At 42.2% G+C, this 17,286-nt stretch carries 19 protein-coding genes; 14 read left to right on the top strand and 5 right to left on the bottom strand.

Annotation, left to right across the window (positions count from 1 at the left end):
- The first annotated feature begins 2 nt into the window (after positions 1–2).
- The 3 genes from queA (at position 3) to yajC (ending at position 2,613) form a co-directional block, all read left to right on the top strand.
- Positions 3–1,037 (top strand): tRNA preQ1(34) S-adenosylmethionine ribosyltransferase-isomerase QueA, encoded by a 1,035-nt coding sequence (queA, locus tag J2Z48_RS08305; protein WP_307252587.1) that lies wholly within the window; start codon positions 3–5, stop codon positions 1,035–1,037.
- Between the two features lie 76 nt (positions 1,038–1,113).
- Positions 1,114–2,253, top strand: coding sequence for a tRNA guanosine(34) transglycosylase Tgt (gene tgt, locus J2Z48_RS08300; protein ID WP_307252688.1), 1,140 nt, complete (start codon positions 1,114–1,116; stop codon positions 2,251–2,253).
- A 27-nt stretch (positions 2,254–2,280) separates the two neighbouring features.
- Complete coding sequence (yajC, locus tag J2Z48_RS08295; protein WP_307252585.1) at positions 2,281–2,613, top strand: preprotein translocase subunit YajC; 333 nt, start codon at positions 2,281–2,283, stop codon at positions 2,611–2,613.
- Positions 2,614–2,660: 47 nt separating this feature from the next.
- On the opposite strand, the gene J2Z48_RS08290 is transcribed toward yajC, so the two are convergent.
- On the bottom strand, positions 2,661–3,056 hold the full coding sequence (locus J2Z48_RS08290; protein ID WP_307252583.1) for a TIGR04086 family membrane protein: 396 nt from the start codon (positions 3,054–3,056) through the stop codon (positions 2,661–2,663).
- Between the two features lie 180 nt (positions 3,057–3,236).
- Here J2Z48_RS08290 and J2Z48_RS08285 point away from each other — a divergent pair, with 180 nt between their 5' ends.
- A complete protein-coding gene (locus tag J2Z48_RS08285; protein WP_307252687.1) occupies positions 3,237–3,914 on the top strand; it encodes a DUF421 domain-containing protein in 678 nt (225 codons plus the stop codon).
- A 50-nt stretch (positions 3,915–3,964) separates the two neighbouring features.
- On the opposite strand, the gene spoVB is transcribed toward J2Z48_RS08285, so the two are convergent.
- Positions 3,965–5,554: a stage V sporulation protein B gene (gene spoVB, locus J2Z48_RS08280; protein ID WP_307252581.1), complete on the bottom strand. Its 1,590-nt coding sequence runs from the start codon at positions 5,552–5,554 to the stop codon at positions 3,965–3,967.
- A 154-nt stretch (positions 5,555–5,708) separates the two neighbouring features.
- Between spoVB and J2Z48_RS08275 the strand changes: the two genes are divergently transcribed.
- The 7 genes from J2Z48_RS08275 to J2Z48_RS08245 all read left to right on the top strand — a co-directional run bounded on the left by J2Z48_RS08275 (position 5,709) and on the right by J2Z48_RS08245 (position 13,016).
- Positions 5,709–6,002 (top strand): post-transcriptional regulator, encoded by a 294-nt coding sequence (locus tag J2Z48_RS08275; protein ID WP_307252578.1) that lies wholly within the window; start codon positions 5,709–5,711, stop codon positions 6,000–6,002.
- A gap of 111 nt (positions 6,003–6,113) precedes the next feature.
- Positions 6,114–7,346 (top strand): protein translocase subunit SecD, encoded by a 1,233-nt coding sequence (gene secD / locus J2Z48_RS08270; protein ID WP_307252576.1) that lies wholly within the window; start codon positions 6,114–6,116, stop codon positions 7,344–7,346.
- Positions 7,336–8,253 (top strand): protein translocase subunit SecF, encoded by a 918-nt coding sequence (gene secF, locus J2Z48_RS08265; RefSeq protein WP_307252574.1) that lies wholly within the window; start codon positions 7,336–7,338, stop codon positions 8,251–8,253. The genes secD and secF overlap by 11 nt, the downstream gene beginning before the upstream one ends.
- Positions 8,254–8,330: 77 nt before the next feature.
- Positions 8,331–9,245, top strand: coding sequence for a cation diffusion facilitator family transporter (locus J2Z48_RS08260; protein ID WP_131849314.1), 915 nt, complete (start codon positions 8,331–8,333; stop codon positions 9,243–9,245).
- Between the two features lie 61 nt (positions 9,246–9,306).
- A complete protein-coding gene (recJ, locus tag J2Z48_RS08255; protein WP_307252569.1) occupies positions 9,307–11,613 on the top strand; it encodes a single-stranded-DNA-specific exonuclease RecJ in 2,307 nt (768 codons plus the stop codon).
- A gap of 17 nt (positions 11,614–11,630) precedes the next feature.
- Entirely contained in the window at positions 11,631–12,146 is a 516-nt protein-coding gene (locus J2Z48_RS08250) for an adenine phosphoribosyltransferase (protein ID WP_307252567.1), read from the top strand.
- 243 nt (positions 12,147–12,389) lie between these two features.
- On the top strand, positions 12,390–13,016 hold the full coding sequence (locus tag J2Z48_RS08245; RefSeq protein WP_307252564.1) for an FMN-dependent NADH-azoreductase: 627 nt from the start codon (positions 12,390–12,392) through the stop codon (positions 13,014–13,016).
- Positions 13,017–13,217: 201 nt separating this feature from the next.
- Here J2Z48_RS08245 and J2Z48_RS08240 read toward each other — a convergent pair whose 3' ends face one another.
- Positions 13,218–14,102 carry an AraC family transcriptional regulator gene (locus J2Z48_RS08240; protein WP_307252562.1) on the bottom strand — a complete coding sequence of 295 codons (885 nt, stop codon included), beginning with the start codon at positions 14,100–14,102 and terminating at the stop codon, positions 13,218–13,220.
- A 155-nt stretch (positions 14,103–14,257) separates the two neighbouring features.
- Between J2Z48_RS08240 and J2Z48_RS08235 the strand changes: the two genes are divergently transcribed.
- The 3 genes from J2Z48_RS08235 to J2Z48_RS08225 all read left to right on the top strand — a co-directional run bounded on the left by J2Z48_RS08235 (position 14,258) and on the right by J2Z48_RS08225 (position 16,450).
- Positions 14,258–14,488 (top strand): hypothetical protein, encoded by a 231-nt coding sequence (locus tag J2Z48_RS08235; protein ID WP_307252559.1) that lies wholly within the window; start codon positions 14,258–14,260, stop codon positions 14,486–14,488.
- A gap of 149 nt (positions 14,489–14,637) precedes the next feature.
- Positions 14,638–15,798: a homogentisate 1,2-dioxygenase gene (locus tag J2Z48_RS08230; protein WP_307252556.1), complete on the top strand. Its 1,161-nt coding sequence runs from the start codon at positions 14,638–14,640 to the stop codon at positions 15,796–15,798.
- A 13-nt stretch (positions 15,799–15,811) separates the two neighbouring features.
- Positions 15,812–16,450: a flavin reductase family protein gene (locus tag J2Z48_RS08225; RefSeq protein WP_307252555.1), complete on the top strand. Its 639-nt coding sequence runs from the start codon at positions 15,812–15,814 to the stop codon at positions 16,448–16,450.
- A 152-nt stretch (positions 16,451–16,602) separates the two neighbouring features.
- On the opposite strand, the gene J2Z48_RS08220 is transcribed toward J2Z48_RS08225, so the two are convergent.
- Positions 16,603–16,776 (bottom strand): hypothetical protein, encoded by a 174-nt coding sequence (locus J2Z48_RS08220; RefSeq protein ID WP_307252553.1) that lies wholly within the window; start codon positions 16,774–16,776, stop codon positions 16,603–16,605.
- A 209-nt stretch (positions 16,777–16,985) separates the two neighbouring features.
- Positions 16,986–17,156 carry a hypothetical protein gene (locus J2Z48_RS08215; protein WP_307252692.1) on the bottom strand — a complete coding sequence of 57 codons (171 nt, stop codon included), beginning with the start codon at positions 17,154–17,156 and terminating at the stop codon, positions 16,986–16,988.
- Between the last annotated feature and the right edge of the window lie 130 nt (positions 17,157–17,286).

The raw sequence follows: 17,286 nt of genomic DNA, 5'->3' as shown, positions 1-17,286 counted from the left end.
ACATGAACGTAGCAGATTTTTCATTTGAGTTACCCAAAGAACTAATCGCACAAACTCCCTTAACCGATCGAACCGCTTCTCGGTTAATGATCGTAAACCGCAAGTCAGGGGAGCTAACGCATACGCAATTTCCTGAGGTTGTGAATTACCTTGAAGCAGGAGATGTACTGGTCCTAAACGATAGCCGAGTTCGACCTGCACGTCTCATTGGGACGAAAGTAGATACAGGAGCGAAGATTGAGCTTTTATTGCTCCAACCGATGGGCGGAGACCGCTGGGAAGCCCTCGTGAAGCCAGCTAAGAGGGTGAAGGAAGGGTCAGTTATCCAATTTGGTAATGGAGAACTGCGAGCTGTTGCGGAGGAGTCGACCGAAGTTGCAGGGGGGCGTGTGTTTCGTTTAGAGTACCAAGTAGACGATATAGAATCCCTGTTTACACAATTAGGCGAGATGCCCCTGCCCCCTTATATCCATGAACAGTTAGATGATCCGGAACGTTATCAGACAGTCTTTTCTCGTTCGATAGGCTCTGCGGCCGCTCCAACAGCAGGGCTTCATTTTACAGATGAGATTTTGTCTGCGATTCGCGAAAAAGGGGTACAAGTTGCTTTTGTCACCCTTCATGTGGGATTAGGTACATTTCGACCTGTCACGGTGGATAAAATCGAAGAGCATCAGATGCATGCAGAGTATTATGAGATGACCGAAGAGACAGCATCCACTATAAGAGAAGCAAAAAAAGCAGGAAAACGAGTGGTTGCCGTTGGAACGACTTCGATTCGTACCTTGGAGACGATTGCGGGAAGGTTTGCGTCAGAGGTGCAAGCTTGTAGTGGATGGACGGATATCTTTATCTATCCGGGATATGAGTTTCAGGTAGTAGATGGGTTATTGACGAATTTTCACTTACCACAATCTACTCTATTGATGCTGGGAAGCGCTTTTAGCAGTCGGGATATCTTGCTTCATGCTTATGAAGTAGCAGTGCAGGAGCAATATAGGTTCTTTAGTTTTGGAGATGCGATGTTGATTATATGATGACTTGTCTTCTATAATATTGGCAGTGGCAAAGGTTTTTTCGTTATAATGGATAATAAGTTAGGAAGGAACTAGAATATTGGCTGTACGTTATGAACTATTGAAGCAATGTAAGCAGTCTGGTGCACGACTCGGAAGGCTTCATACTCCACATGGTGTCATTGAAACCCCGATTTTCATGCCAGTAGGTACACTGGCGACGGTAAAAACAATGAGTCCAGAAGAGTTAAAAGAGATGGATGCACAGATTATCTTGAGTAATACATACCATTTATTTATTCGACCAGGTCATGAGATTGTAAAAGAAGCGGGTGGATTACATAAGTTCATGAACTGGGATCGTCCGATTCTGACCGATAGCGGTGGATTTCAAGTTTTTAGCCTAGGTGATTTGCGTAAGATTACCGAGGAAGGGGTTCAGTTTCGCTCCCATTTAAGTGGTGAGAAGCTGTTCTTATCTCCTGAGAAAGCGATGGAGATTCAAAATGCTCTGGGTGCGGATATTATTATGGCATTTGATGAGTGTCCACCCTATCCAGCTGAGTATGAATACGTGAAAAACTCCACTGAACGTACCTATCGGTGGCTAAAGAGATGTAAAGAAGCCCACGGTCGTCCAGAGGATCAAGCGTTATTCGGGATTGTGCAAGGAGGCGAATACCGTGAGCTTCGTGAAGAGAGTGCCCGCCAATTAGTAGACTTGGATTTGCCAGGCTATGCGGTCGGCGGGTTAAGCGTAGGAGAACCACATGAGATGATGTTTGAGATCCTTGGGTATACAACACCGCTTCTGCCTAAGGACAAACCTCGCTATCTAATGGGAGTCGGTTCACCTGAAGCTCTGATTGAAGGGGCTATTCTGGGAATTGACATGTTTGACTGTGTCTTACCAACTCGAATCGCGAGAAACGGGACTACGATGACCAGCGAAGGTCGCCTTGTTGTGCGGAATGCCAAATTTACGCGTGACTTTGGTCCATTAGATCCCAATTGTGATTGTTACACTTGTCGTAACTATTCTCGTGCCTATCTGCGTCATCTTATTAAGGCAGATGAGACGTTTGGGCTTCGATTGACAACGTACCATAATCTGTATTTCCTACTTAACTTGATGCATCAAGTTCGTCAAGCCATCATGGAGGATCGTCTGCTCGATTTTCGTGATGAATTTATGATGAAGTACTATGGTACCTTAAATCCGGTCCAAAAATTTTAGATTGAACACCATTTAGGAGGAATATCCATGCAACAATACCAAGCATTTATTTTCCCTGTCTTGTTAATCGCGATTTTCTACTTCTTGCTCATTCGTCCCCAAAATAAGAATCGTAAACAACGTAACGAAATGATCTCTTCTTTGAAAAAGGGAGACAAAGTGGTAACGATTGGTGGGCTTCATGGTACGATCGTTGAATTAAATGATCAAACCATTACCATTAAAGTAAACGATAACACTCGTCTTGTTTTTGAACGTGCTGCGATCAATGAGAAGAAAATTGTTGATGCTCCTGCTAAAACAGAAGAAAAAGAAGAAGTAGTAGCTTCCACGACTGAAGAGACAAAAGAAGAGAAATAAAAAATAAAAAAGCTATTTTCTCCGATCAAAGGAGAGAAATAGCTTTTTTATTTTTTGGCTAGGTTAATCCCTATCATCCCGCCTAATGCACCGAGTCCAAACGAGCATATTCCAAAGACCAACGGCTCTACCCGTAATGCGGTATCAAAGGCGAGAAATCCAATTATCATCAGTATGAGCGTATAAAGAATGCCTTGAATTCCCCCCATAATCCAGCCATTTCGCTCCGTTCGTTTTCCAGAGATCAAACCGCCTGTAAAAATCGAACTAGCGTTGATCAGGAAGGTAATCCAGGATAAGCTACTTGTTTGGAGGTCCGTGTAGCGTAGTATGACGGCTGTACCGAGAGAAAGAATAAGTACAGATGACCAAATGACACTTTGACCTATAATCCATGGAGAATTTAGGCCAGTTCGGTTGGAATGAAAGATGGTTGTTTTCATAAAGGATACCTCTCCTTTCTCCTCATCTTTGGTACAACTTATGAGCAAGTCCATTAATATATGATTTTATAATAGAGATTTCGAGATCATAAAAAATCAACTTACGGTCAAAATAACAACAGGACTGTCAATAGACCAATACTAGAATAAGCCTGGAAAGGAGGAAATGGCGTGCTTTGGATGTCAGTACTACGAACCAGCTTCATCTATATCTTTCTTTTCCTTATGATGAGACTAATGGGTAAAAGAGAGATTGGGAAATTATCAATCTTTGATTTAATCGTATCATTTATGATTGCTGACTTGAGTGCGATCGTACTAGATGACATCGAGCGGCCACTCGTGGATGCCATTGTACCGATACTCGCTCTGGTTTTATTACAAATTGGGATGTCATACTTGTTGCTCAAGAGTCGCAAAGCACGCAATCTGATTGAAGGAGAGCCAGCTGTCATAGTCAGAGATGGGAAAATTATTGATTCTATGATGTCTAAATCAAGATATAATCTAGATGACTTATTGATGCAATTACGTGAAAAAGATATCCCTGATGTATCGGATGTTGAGATTGCCATATTAGAGACTTCAGGGAAATTAAGTGTGTTTCCTAAGACGGAAAAGGCCCGACTAACCAAGGGAGATGTGCAACCTGATGGCTCCAAGTTACGCCCATTTCGCATGCCAATCCCTGTTATCATCGAGGGAAGGGTGCAGGAACAAGAACTACAGGAATCAGGATATAATCATATATGGCTCAAGCAAGAATTACGAAAAAAGGGAGTAAAAGATTTTAAAAATGTGTTTTATGCAAGTGTCGATCAATATGGAAATATCTATATCGATTTAAGAGATACATAATGCCTTTGCCTAAGATGAAAGGAATCATTTTAAGCAAAGGCATGTTTTATTTATCGTGGGAGAAATCGAGACACCCAAGCCCCTATATAGGGGAGACGAGACACGTCATCTTTTCGAATTAAGGAAAAGAGAACGAGGCAAATGAGATAGATTCCGAATCCACACAAGATGGTTAATAAAACGCGTTGTAATAAGGGACTATGCGCCTGGGTTCCTAAGTAATAGCAGACGAGTCCCATTCCACCAATGCTGATACTAAGTTTTAACAGTTCCCTAGCATTAATCATGTAGGGAACGAATTTGATGATGCTAAGAAAATGCAGGCAGGTTACAACGAATATGCCAATATTGATAGCGATGGCCACACCCATAATGCCAAGTGACGGCCTAGTAGCGAGGAGCCAGATAAAGACCATTTTAATGACAGCACCGATAATGGAATTCCGCATGGCGATATTTGCTTTGTCCAACCCTTGAAGCACAGCAGCAAAGGGACCTTGTAAGTAGTGGAATAACGAAATGGGTGCCATGATCTGAATCATTTGACCAACACTTGGTTGATGATAGAGTAAGGTAGCGAGTGGCTCTGCTAACACATAGACCAACATGGTACATGGAGCACCGATAATCAAAGAAAGCCGGATCGCTTGTTGGAGTCGCCGCTCGATTAAAGTGGTATTTTTTTGTGCTGCTGCCTCGCTCACAGCTGGAACGAGGGAGACCGTTAAGGCATAGGTGATAAAAGCGGGAAAGAAGACTAACGGTAGCGCCATTCCCTCTAGTTGTCCGTATAGGGCGGTAGAGGTGGCTGCGGCGATCCCAGCAATGGCTAAACTTTGTGATACGATGATCGGTTCTACTGCATAGGTAAGGGAGCCAATGGTCCTGCTCAACGTAACGGGAACGGCGATCCGAAAGAAATCGGCTATCGTGTTGAATCGACTCACAATATTTTTCTCGTCCTTCTGGTTTTTACGTCTCTTCCATATTTGGCGTAAAATAGGACGCTTTGGATCTTTGCGGTATCGATAATAGATGTATAACATCCCTGTAAATTCACCGATTACCATTCCAATCATTGCTCCAGAAGCGGCATATTCAACCCCATAAGGTAGCAAATATTTAGCCAATATAAGAACTGTAAAGATTCTCACTACTTGCTCGATGATTTGTGAAAGTGCGTAAGGGCTCATATTTTGTCGGCCTTGGAAATAGCCGCGGAAGATGCTGGATATGGCGATTACGGGGATGATGGGAGTAATCCCCATAAGAGCATAGAGTGTCCTAGGATCCGTTAATAGGGTTTTTGCTAGGATCGGGGCAAAGACAAATACTAAGCTGGTAACGATTGTACTGGTGATTCCTACTACAATCCCTGCTACAATGATGATGTGTGGGATCTTGTGCTCTTCATTTTTTGCCTCAGCTTCGGATACTAGCTTTGAGATCGCAACGGGGATTCCAGCAGAAGTGATGACAACCGCGAAGATTAAAATCGGAAAAGCAAGTTGAAAAAGCCCCATTCCTTCGTCCCCGATCAGACGAGATAAAGCAATTCGATAGATAAAGCCAAGAATTTTCGTTACAAATCCAGCACCCACCAGGATGAGGGTGCCAGCGAGGAAGCTCTGTTTGTGCATGTTAACTCCCTTCTTCCGTCCACTACGTTTTAGTACAAGTTATGCCTTGTCCGATAGGCTCATGACTGTTTTTCGTAGATAGGAGGAAAGAAGGTTCTTCATGCAGAATTGATACATTCAAAAGATGTCGAATGAGTAAGATTGGAGGGATACGATGTCGATGCTAGCTTTACCTGAACAAGAGTATGATTTCGAAGAAGATGAAATTGAGCATTTAACATCAGATGAATTAGATGAATGTCTTGAAGATCTTTGTAGAAGTAAAGCATCTGAGTTTCATTTATATGGATATGAGAATGTGACACCCGAACAAATATGGGCTTGTGTTTCAGATGAACATCGTCAGGGCACCCCGAGACTGAACCGCTTAGTGAACGATATTATGTCTTTAAAAGCGAGCCGCTTTATGAACTGGTTAATGCTACATAATATCTATAAGAGTGAGTAAAGTCTTGAAGGTCATCAGCCCTGCTGGTGGCTTTATTTGTGGTAATTGACTCGCAGGGCTTCAGTTGGGATAATAGGACTTGGTATGGTAATGGAATAAGGAGGACAGTCCATGAAGGTCAAAAAAGGAAAAGTAGCGATTTTTATCATCATCGTCGTGGCGATCCTCGCTCTTGCTGGTACGACCGCTCTGCCAGTGTGGAACAAGATTACAAAGGGATTGGACTTGCAGGGAGGCTTTGAGGTTTTATATGAAGCACCCAAAGATCAAAAAGTAGATAGAGCCATTCTCCTTGATGTAGCAAATGCGCTTGAACGACGGATTAACGTACTGGGGGTTTCTGAACCTGAGATTTCGATTGAAGGAAATAATCGAATTCGGGTGCAATTAGCAGGGGTGAAGGATCCTGCGAAGGCCCGGGAACTCTTAGGAAAACAGGCTGAATTAACGTTTCGTGAACCAACAGGAAAAACAGCTGTTATTAAGGGCGCTGACCTAAAACCAGGTAGTGCGAAATTAAGCTTTGATGAATACAATAAACCTGTTGTTGCCATTGAATTTAAAGATGACAAGAAATTTGAAGAGATTACGAAGAAATACATAGGTCAACCATTACCGATCTATTTGGACGAAAAAGAACTGAGTAATCCTGTCATTCAAACTGTAATCAGTGGTGGAAAAGCAACCATCAGTGGACAAAAGACTCCAGAAGAGGCAAAGGAATTAGCTAGTCTTCTCAATGCAGGAGCTCTTCCTATTAAGCTTCAAGAAGTTCAAAGTTTTGCTGTTGATGCGAGCTTGGGTCATCAATCGATGAGGGATACCTTAATAGCGGGCGGACTTTCCGTTCTCATGATCTTTATCTTTGTCATTGGTTTCTATCGTCTACCAGGTCTTGTAGCGGTTACCACACTCATCGCATACACGTACCTAAACTTGGTTATCTTCGCTTTCTTAAAAGTAACTCTTACCTTACCTGGGATTGCCGCCTTTATCCTAGGGATTGGGATGGCGGTAGATGCCAACATTATTATGTCAGAGCGTGTTCGTGAGGAATTACGTGTGGGACGTACATTGAAGAGTGCGTTGAAAGCAGGCTCCAAGCGTTCATTCTTAACGATTTTTGATGCGAACTTTACGACGATCTTAGCGGGTGCTGTCTTATTTGCTTTTGGTACTGCTGGGGTAAAAGGTTTCTCAGTAGCATTGATCGTCGGGATCTTGTGTAGCTTCGTGACCGCAGTAGGATTGTCTCGTTGGTTGATGTCACTCTTAATCAACTCAAATCTAGTCAAGAATCCTGTGCTGTTCCGTGTGAAGGAGGATGAGATTGGTGAACTATAAATTTGATTTTGTTCGATTCCGCAAACCGTTCCTACTAGCCTCTCTCATCATTGTTTTAATCGGGATTGGCTCCCTCTTTGTCCAAGGATTAAATCTAGGCGTTGATTTTGTGAGTGGTACACGCCTAGATTTTACGGTAAAGCAAAACGTTGATGTGGAAAAAGCAAAAAGCGTCTTAGAACAAAATGGCTTTAAGCATCCTAATGCACGTGCTGCTGGGGATCAAAAGCAAGTTGTCGTTTTCCGTACGGACAATATTTTAGATAAACCGAAAATTGATAAACTCAAAGGAGATTTATCAAAAGAATTTGGTGTGAATGTAACTGTACAAGAGCAGAAAGTAGACCCGATTATCGGACGTGAACTAGCACGTAACGCTATTATTGGTATACTGATTGCTTGTGCATTTATTGGAATCTATGTTGCATTCCGTTTTGAGTATCGGTTTGCGATGGCAACGGTAGTTACGTTGTTGTACGATGCTTTCCTCATTATCACGTTCTTCTCTCTGTTCCAGATTGAAGTCGACCTATTCTTTATCGCTGCTATCCTAACCATCATTGGTTATTCCATGAACGATACGATTGTGGTCTTTGACCGGATTCGTGAAAATGAAGAGAAGCTACAACCGAAGACGTGGGAACAACTATCTGGTATGGTAAATCTAAGTATCCAACAAACTTTGGTTCGATCCATTAATACGGTTCTTACTGTATTATTTGGCGCTTTATCATTGTTCTTACTGGGTGGAGAGGGAATTCGTAACTTCTCCCTTGCTCTCGTGGTAGGTTTATTTGCAGGAGCGTATTCTTCGATCTTTATCGCTTCTCAAATTTGGGTGATTTGGAAATGGCGTTCGGTGAAGGCTGGAAAAGACGAGCCAAAATTATCGCCTACAACTGAATAAGAACATCATTGTTTCCATACAATGAAGGAAAAGACCGCGGAGAATGAATCTGCGGTCTTATTTCTGGAGGAGCAACTATGGGTGATCAACGATTTCAAGAGATCAATCGAGCGGCATGGATTGGGATATTTTTTAATATCTTATTGACCGTAGTAAAGGGCACAGTCGGCTTTCTAGCTAATAGTCGTGCTCTGATCGCTGAAGCGGCTCATTCAGCGGCAGATTTGGTTGGCTCTCTTGCTGTTTATTTTGGAATCCGCGTAGCGAAACGTCCTCCAGACCCTGAACATCCGTATGGGCACGGTAAAGCAGAGATAGTTGCTTCTTTTATCGTAGCTGTGTTGTTGGCTATGGTGGGAGTAGAGATTGCTCGAGGCTCCTTCCAAGCATTATTTGATAAATTAGAGCCCCCGGGCATTTCAGCTGCGATTGTCGCCTTTCTATCGATCTTAGTAAAAGAGATGTTATATCGTTATACCTATCGAGTGGGAAAACGTCAAAATAGTCAAGCCACAGTAGCGCATGCTCTCGAACATCGAGCTGATGTGTTTGCCACCATTGCGGCTTTAGTGGGGATACTAGGAGCGGTGCTAAGTCGGTATATCGGTGTTCCCGAGTTAGTCTATCTTGACCCGATTGCGGGTATGGGAGTCTCCTTATTTGTCTTCTGGATGGCCTACCGATTAGCTCGCGAAGCGATTTATAATTTACTAGACCCTGTACTACTTCCGAAAGAGGCGCAGGAATTAATTGATGCGGTTCGAGAAGTAAGGGGTGTTCTAGATATTGATAACTTACGTGCTCGTCAACATGGTCATTATGTGATTGTAGACGTAAAAATTTCGGTAGATCCTCATATTACGGTTGAAGAAGGGCATCGGATTGGGAAACAGGTAAAACGAACATTGGTAGACCGTTTTGATCATGTAGAAGATGTATTTGTACATATAAACCCATTCGATGGCAAAATTTTGCAGAAAAATAAGGAATGAACCACCGTTTTCTCTTTCTTTGTGCTATAATCATACCGCGAAGAGAGGTGAACGGTTTTTTATGATTCGTTCAAAGACGAGATGGATTCCTGTGGAAGCTGATCCACAAGAAATCCAGAGGTTGGCGGAAGGCTTGTCCGTTCATCCGACGATTGCTAGGTTGTTGATTCGTCGTGGGCAAACCGATATCGAAACAGCTCAGAAGTTTTTACGTCCTTCTATGGATTATTTACATGATCCCTACCAATTAGATGGCATGAAGGAAGCGGTTGAACGAATCCGCTTTGCGCTGACCCAACAAGAAAAGATCCTTATTTATGGCGATTATGATGCGGACGGTGTGAGTAGTACAAGCTTATTATTAAATGTGTTTCGTACTCTGACACAGCAAGTTGATTACTATATCCCGAATCGTTTTCGAGAGGGCTATGGTCTCAACCAAGAAGCTCTCAAGGAAGCCAAAGAACGTGGTTATGATTTAGTGGTTACCGTTGACACGGGGATCAGTGCTACGAAAGAGGCAGCATTTGCCCGTGAAATCGGCTTAGACCTGATTATTACAGATCATCATGAACCGCCTCCTGAATTACCAGAAGCAGTCGCGGTGATCAACCCAAAGAAACCAAATTGTACATATCCGTTTAAATCGCTGGCTGGAGTCGGTGTTGCTTTTAAACTGGCTACTGCCTTGTTAGATAGAATTCCCACCGAGTGGATGGATCTAGTTGCTATTGGTACCATCGCGGATCTGGTTCCATTGGTAGATGAGAACCGAGTACTGGCTACATATGGATTAGAACGTTTAAACGAACGTACCAATAAAGGGCTTTCTGCATTAATGGATGTAGCGGGTGTTGATAAACAAGCTACTGCGGGCCATGTAGGCTTTTTTCTAGGACCTCGAATCAATGCGAGTGGCCGCTTAGATTCCGCAGGACAGGCTGTTGAGCTGTTAACAACAGACGATCTAAGTGAAGCACAGGATCTAGCAGAAAAGCTACAAGAGATGAACCAAGAACGCCAGCAGATCGTAGAAGAAATTACAGAACAAGCGATCGCGATGGTGGAGCAAGACCTAGACCGTTACCAGCATGTGATCGTCGTCGCTAGGCCCGGCTGGAATGTAGGTGTGATTGGGATTGTCGCCTCTAGACTTGTGGAGAAATACTATCGACCTGTGATCGTATTAGGGTGTGATGAAGAAACAGGGATAGCCAAAGGATCAGCCAGAAGTATCGCTGGATTCGATCTATATGAGTCTCTGACTGCCTGTAAGGAGTACCTCCCACAATTTGGGGGACACTATATGGCAGCGGGTATGTCGCTCAAGATTGCAGATATTCCTGCTTTCCATGTTAAATTGTCCGGTGTTGCACAGGAGACTCTGCAAGTGGAAGATTATATTCCTCTGACACATATTGATGATGAATTAACGATTGATCAAGTGGAGCTATCGATGTTGGAACAGTTAGCTTTGTTAGAGCCATATGGCATGGGTAATGCAACGCCCAGCTTTCTGTTAAAAGATTCTTCCATCGCGAAGATTCAAACCATTGGTGCGGATAAAAATCATCTTAAATTGACTCTTCAGATGGACCGTATCTTCATGGATGCACTTGCATTTCGCAAAGCAGAATTAGCAGAAGAGTTGGTTCCAACCAGCAAAATCCATGTGGTTGGTGAATTACAAATTAATGAATGGAATGGTCGGCGTACCCCGCAGTTAATTTGTAAGGATCTTGCTGTACATGAGAGACAGATTTTTGATTGGCGTAGTAATCATAAAGGTGAGCACCTGAATAAATTGCGTGACAAGCCCGTCCTATTGATTGGGCATCAGTTTTCAGCGGGCGACAACGCATACTCCTTTCTCTCATGGGAAGATTGCGCTAGAGGAGCGGAGGAATCACTCGCTCAATATACCCAGATCGCTTGGATCGATCCCCCGCCGTCTATGGAAATTTGGCGGAATCATCTCAATCAGATTCAGCATATCGAACGTGTCTATTTTATTTTTGGAGATCGTGACTTTGACCAAAATTTGTTAGCTGTTCCTTCACGCGAACAATTCAAACAGTTATACAATTTATTGTACGGAAAAAAGCCGTTTTCTTTATTGAAATCATATCCATCTCTGACAAAAAGAACAGGATTGTCAAAACGAACACTTTCCTTTATGATTCAAGTGTTCGAGGAATTACAGTTCTTACAAAATAATAGTGGAGTGATCCAGATAGTAGAAAGCCCTTCCAAACGACCTTTAACCGATTCGTTGACTTATCGACAACAACTGGAGAAAGAGGAAGTTCTTCAGACATTAGTATATAGCTCTTATAAAGAGATATGTCAGATGTTTTCTGGATTATAATCAGGAGGATACCCATAATGGACTTCAAAGACAAAATTCGTGTGATCCCAGATTTCCCTTCAGAAGGGATTCGCTTTAAGGATATTACTACTTTATTAAAAGATGGCGAAGCATACCGAGCGGCTATTGAAGAGCTAGCAAAGCATTATAAAGGGATGGAAATCGATCTCGTACTAGGCCCTGAAGCTCGTGGATTCGTCGTTGGAGCACCACTTGCACTTGCTCTCGGTGCTGGGTTTGTGCCTGTTCGAAAAAAAGGCAAGCTCCCTGGTGAGATCATTGAGGCAAAATATGACTTGGAATATGGAAAAGATATTTTAACGATGCATAAAGACGCCATTCAACCAGGACAAAAAGTTTTGATTGCAGATGACTTGCTAGCAACAGGTGGAACGATTAGCGCAACTCTTGATCTTGTTCGCCAATTAGGCGGAGAGCCTGTTGGAGCAGCATTTTGGATTGAGTTAATGTATCTAAATGGTCGTGAGAAGCTAGGAGATGTAGAGGTTTATTCTCTTGTTAAATATGACTAAGATTGGTTAATTTTATTAAATGAAAAAGAAGCCGGGGTTATACTACTATTAGTATAGACCTCGGTTTTTTCGTGGGGCTAAATATTAGTCTCTAGGAATACTAGATGGCTTGGGGACACAATCATTGTGAATAAGTTTATTTTGCGGTAGGAATACTAACAAAACACATACTTGACATATGTATGTTGAATATAGTAATATACTAACATAAAGTAAGTTATTTAACATTAGGGGGCTACACAAGTGGCAAAAGTATTATATATTACGGCTAATCCAAAACCAACATCCGCATCTTTCAGCTCACAGGCTGGGGAAGCATTTCTTACTGAATATAAAGCAAATAATCCTCAAGATGAAGTCACGATTCTTGATATCTATAAAGAAGAAATTCCTTACATTGATGAAGATGTGCTATCTAGCTGGGGTAAAGGTGCTCAAGGAATCGAATTAACTGCTGATGAAGCAGCAAAAGCAAAACGGATGAGCGAGTTAGTGGATCAATTTGTAGACGCGGACAAGTATGTATTTGTTACTCCACTATGGAACCTTAGTCTTCCAGCACGTCTGAAAGCATACATCGATACCGTATCGATTGCAGGTAAAACATTCCGCTATACAGCAACAGGTCCGGAAGGTTTATTAAAAGGTAAAAAAGCGCTTCATATCCAAGCCCGTGGCGGCATGTACAGCGAAGGTCCTGCCAAAGAATTAGAGTTCGGAGATCGTTACCTTCGCGCTATTACCGCCTTCATGGGTATCGAAGATTACCAACATATCGCCATGGAAGGTCATAGTGCTCTTCCTGACCAAGCGGATGCGATCTTACAAAAAGGCCTCGCTGAAGCGAAAGAAGCAGCAACTAAGTTTTAATGAATGAACGAACTTCAAACTAAAACAAAAAGAGTCCATATATAAATAAAAATAAAGAGTAACCAACTTCGATTACACGTAAAGTTGGTTACTCTTTGTTTTAACGAATATACCAGAAGCCTTAAGTAACCAATAAACAGGAACAGAATAGGGGCAGTGGCTCGATACACTTGCCTCGGGATTGCTCCAATAGCTAATTCATTAATCAATATGAACTTTTCTTGAAACCGGAATCCAAATTTCACACAATACACTTGGCGAAGTTAAGTCCTTATTTTTAATTGATAACATTTCAGGACCCTCTGCTTGTTGATAATGAGAAGATGGAAACCACTCCGAATAAATACGTCCCCACGTTTCCTGCAGTGTCTGTGGAAAGGGTCCAACCGTCTCAAACACAGCCCAAGTTGAAGCAAGAACCTCTAGTTTGTCAAAGCCCTCTAAGCCTTCTCCTGTGGTTGCTACCCCTATATAATGATCGAGTTCCCCTTGTTCCTCCATACGACCGTCTGAAAAGTTCGTTGATGACTGAATCATTCCTTTAGGCTCAATATCAGATAACTCCATTAACTGATGAATCATCTCCATATTTAGCGATTTCCACATAGCGGTAATCTCAGGATTCTCCCCTTGGAAAACAATCGGAACTCTCTTCTGAATCCCAATGATACGAAATGACTCTTTCTCTTCTATTCGATAATTCATTTCTGCTCCTCCTTGAATCGTTAATTGAAAGGTCATTCGTGGATAAGCCTTTAAACTTGGTGCCTGATTTCTAGCCTCAGATGGAGGGATTCCGTGTAAGCTGTGAAAGGCTCTGCTAAATGAATCAGGTGAGCTATACCCGTATTTAATAGCAATGTCGATAATACGTGAGGTTCGATTCTGAAGCTCGAAGGCCGCAAGCGTAAGCCGTCTCCTGCGAATGTATTCGGATAAGGAAACACCAGCAAGAAAAGAGAACATTCTTTTAAAATGATACTCGGAGCACAGAGCGATCCTCGCTATTTCTTTAAAATCGATCTCTTGAGTAAGATTCTCTTCTATATACTGGAGAGATGCATTCATGTTTTTCAGTAAATCCATTCGTATGACCTCCCTTACCAAAAAGGATAGCAAAAATAGCATAAACCTTTCCGACAATATAGGTTCTATTTATGTAGGTATCGAGTAAAACAAATAAACGTTTATCATTCCGCTAAAAGTGGTATGAAATGCATGACAACAGGAGGTGATAATTTGTGCCCTGGGATACACTAGGAGGAATTCTCTTCTCTGGTTTAGGTTTTTTGATTTCACTAGTAGTTTTGATTGTCTTGGGTGTTATGATGTTATTTAAAAAGGGAAAAAACCTTAAAATTTGGGTCCTGATTCTATTTATCATTTCCATTATTTCGATTGTCTTTTTTGCGATGGAGCTATTTAGCCTATTTGGATGGTTTGTCGATTTTGCAAATTGGAATTTTTTATAAATTAATTGAGTAATACAGAGAGGATGCTACTTATTTTAGTGGCATCCTCTTTTTATCAGTCACTATCATTGGTGTAAAATACTTTACTAATCTGATAAGATAAAATTGACTAATCTTTCTATCAGACCATTGTGGAAGGAAGTGGTGTTATGCCGTTTTATCATCAATTAGGGAAATTACCACATAAGAGACATATTCAATTTCGCCAACCAGATGGAAGCCTTTATCATGAGCAAGTGATGGGAACGAAAGGCTTTTCTGGAATCCAATCCATCTTATATCATGTGAATCCACCTACTCAAGTGAGCCAGTACCGTAAGATTCGTGATTGGATTGTTACCCTCGAAGAAGAGGGAGCGAATCGACATCGACATTTCTTTACCTTTCGACATGAGGCAAAGGGAGATTGCATCGATGGAAGGGTGTACTCGTTAGCAAACGAGGATTGTGCTATTTCAACCGTGTATGCATCTGAACCGATGGATTATTTCTATCGGAATGCAGATGGGGATGAGGTCCTTTTTATCCACGAGGGAAGTGGAAAGTTAGAAACGATCTTCGGAGAGCTACCGTTTCAGCAAGGTGACTATTTGGTGATTCCAATTGGTACGACGTATCGAGTAGTAGCAGATACATATCCGATTCGCATGTTGGTAGTAGAAACCACAGGCGAGATTACGATTCCGAGGCGCTATCGCAATGAATATGGACAGCTAGCCGAACACAGTCCGTTTTGTGAGCGAGATATCCGGATTCCGACTCAATTAGTGGCTTATGAAAGCAAAGGTAGCTATGAAGTCCGGGTAAAAGCGAGAAATCAGTTACACGGCTATACGTACGATTTTCATCCATTGGATGTTGTAGGATGGGACGGTTACCTTCATCCGTGGGCATTTAGCATTCATGATTTCGAACCGATTACAGGTTCGATCCATCAACCACCACCTGTTCATCAGACATTTGCAGGACCAAACTTTGTAATCTGTTCCTTTGTACCACGTATGTATGATTACCATCCAGAAGCCGTCCCAGCTCCTTATTACCATAGCAATGTAGAGAGTGATGAGGTTTTGTACTATGTGCGGGGGAATTTTATGAGCCGCAATGGGATCCAAGAAGGGTCTATTACTCTACATCCAAGTGGGATTCCACACGGACCTCATCCCGGTAAAGTAGAAGGCTCAATTGGTAAGACTAGAACGGAAGAGTTGGCAGTCATGATCGATACCTTCCGTCCTCTAAAAATAGCCGAATCTGCGTTAGAGACCGAAGATACAGAGTATATGTTGTCATGGAATCGAAAATCGTAAGGAGGAATGAGGATTGCGACTCGATCCTAAACAATTAACCCAGAAAGACAATTATAAATTGATGATTGGTAGTGTATTACCTCGACCGATCGCATTTGTTACCTCTATCAATCAAGAGGGGATCGTAAATGCGGCTCCTTTTAGCTTCTATACAGCCGTAAGTACCAATCCTCCTATGATCGGCTTTACCGTTAATCGCAAGCCGGGAAATATTCAAAAAGATACCGCTAGCAATATCCGGTTAAATGGTGAATTTGTCGTTCATGTGGTCGATGAAACCAACGTGACTATGGTAAATGAGACCGCTACCGAATTCCCAAGCGATGTGAGTGAGGTAGAGGCGGCTGGATTTACGCTAGAACCGAGTGAAGTGGTGAAAGTGCCACGCATTCGAGAGAGTAAAGTTCAATTAGAATGTAAACTGCATCAAATCATTCCAATGGGTGGGACAGCTGACGCTCCGAATTCAGACTTTATCGTTGGTGAAATCGTCCAGTTCCATGTACAAGATGACTTGCTGACGGATGGGAAAATTAACACGGACCAACTACAACCTGTAGGGCGATTAGCTGGTTTATACTACGGAAATATTGGAGAAACATATGCGATGCCACGTAAGTCCTATGAAGCGTGGCTAGAGGAGAAGGAATAGAGGGAGTCATAAAAAAGGTTGATGTACAGAATGATATGCCCCCTAAAAGTAGACAGTTGAAATCATAAAACTGTCTACTTTTAGGGGGCTTTTTCATGCAAATCTAAGTATCTTATCAGATAATGATAAGTCATTTTTACATTTCCACGGATTTAACCATCTGAATATCTAACAATACGTATACTTGCAGCAGAAGAACCATTTGTAGGCACGATCGTTCTAATTGCCGCAGACCTATTTTGTAATGCAATTGGAATGGGCGGTCCGAACACACGAATGATAGCGCCACCTCCCATATTCCCTCCTACGGTTGCTGCATTTCCCATTGCTGAGACTCCAGATACTCCGTTTTGAAGAAAAGCAAAAGCACTTGCACCACTATTTAATGCTAAGTTTACATTCCATACTACATGATAAAGACCAAGTGCGTTAAGGGTAAAGGTATTTAGACCATTGAAAGTAATTCCGCTTCCCTCGTTTTCAATTGTTTGAAATGTAACGAGCCCATTTACCGGAACAGCTTGAGTTGCACCAGTTAGTGCTTCAACTGCACTAGTGAAAAATCCAGTAGGTCCGGTAGATCCAGTAGGTCCGGTAGGTCCAGTAGGCCCGGTAGGTCCAGTTGTTCCTTGAGGTCCTTGAGGTCCTTGAGGTCCTTGAAGCCCTTGAGATCCTGGAGGCCCGGTAGGTCCATGACAATGAACAATAACCTTTTTTTTGCAGGGGTGACAAGGACGGACTTTATATTTTTTTTTATTGCATAATTTACGTTTTTTATTAAAAAATTTAGATAATTATCTCCTCTCCTATCTGATATACCTGATTTTAAAATTTTA

Origin of the sequence: Croceifilum oryzae (assembly GCF_030814315.1) — a bacterium.
GTDB classification, from domain to species: domain Bacteria; phylum Bacillota; class Bacilli; order Thermoactinomycetales; family Thermoactinomycetaceae; genus Baia; species Baia oryzae.
Note: the sequence above shows the minus strand (reverse complement) of the source record. Positions and strands in the feature narration are given on the sequence as shown.

Coding starts and splice junctions, on each gene's coding strand:
- queA (WP_307252587.1), top strand. CDS start 3: ATGAACGTAGCAGATTTTTCATTTGAGTTACCCAAAGAACTAATCGCA.
- J2Z48_RS08230 (WP_307252556.1), top strand. CDS start 14,638: ATGCCGTTTTATCATCAATTAGGGAAATTACCACATAAGAGACATATT.
- J2Z48_RS08285 (WP_307252687.1), top strand. CDS start 3,237: ATGTCAGTACTACGAACCAGCTTCATCTATATCTTTCTTTTCCTTATG.
- J2Z48_RS08250 (WP_307252567.1), top strand. CDS start 11,631: ATGGACTTCAAAGACAAAATTCGTGTGATCCCAGATTTCCCTTCAGAA.
- recJ (WP_307252569.1), top strand. CDS start 9,307: ATGATTCGTTCAAAGACGAGATGGATTCCTGTGGAAGCTGATCCACAA.
- J2Z48_RS08290 (WP_307252583.1), bottom strand. CDS start 3,056: ATGAAAACAACCATCTTTCATTCCAACCGAACTGGCCTAAATTCTCCA.
- yajC (WP_307252585.1), top strand. CDS start 2,281: ATGCAACAATACCAAGCATTTATTTTCCCTGTCTTGTTAATCGCGATT.
- J2Z48_RS08260 (WP_131849314.1), top strand. CDS start 8,331: ATGGGTGATCAACGATTTCAAGAGATCAATCGAGCGGCATGGATTGGG.
- J2Z48_RS08220 (WP_307252553.1), bottom strand. CDS start 16,776: ATGGGAAATGCAGCAACCGTAGGAGGGAATATGGGAGGTGGCGCTATC.
- secD (WP_307252576.1), top strand. CDS start 6,114: ATGAAGGTCAAAAAAGGAAAAGTAGCGATTTTTATCATCATCGTCGTG.
- J2Z48_RS08240 (WP_307252562.1), bottom strand. CDS start 14,102: ATGGATTTACTGAAAAACATGAATGCATCTCTCCAGTATATAGAAGAG.
- J2Z48_RS08275 (WP_307252578.1), top strand. CDS start 5,709: ATGTCGATGCTAGCTTTACCTGAACAAGAGTATGATTTCGAAGAAGAT.
- spoVB (WP_307252581.1), bottom strand. CDS start 5,554: ATGCACAAACAGAGCTTCCTCGCTGGCACCCTCATCCTGGTGGGTGCT.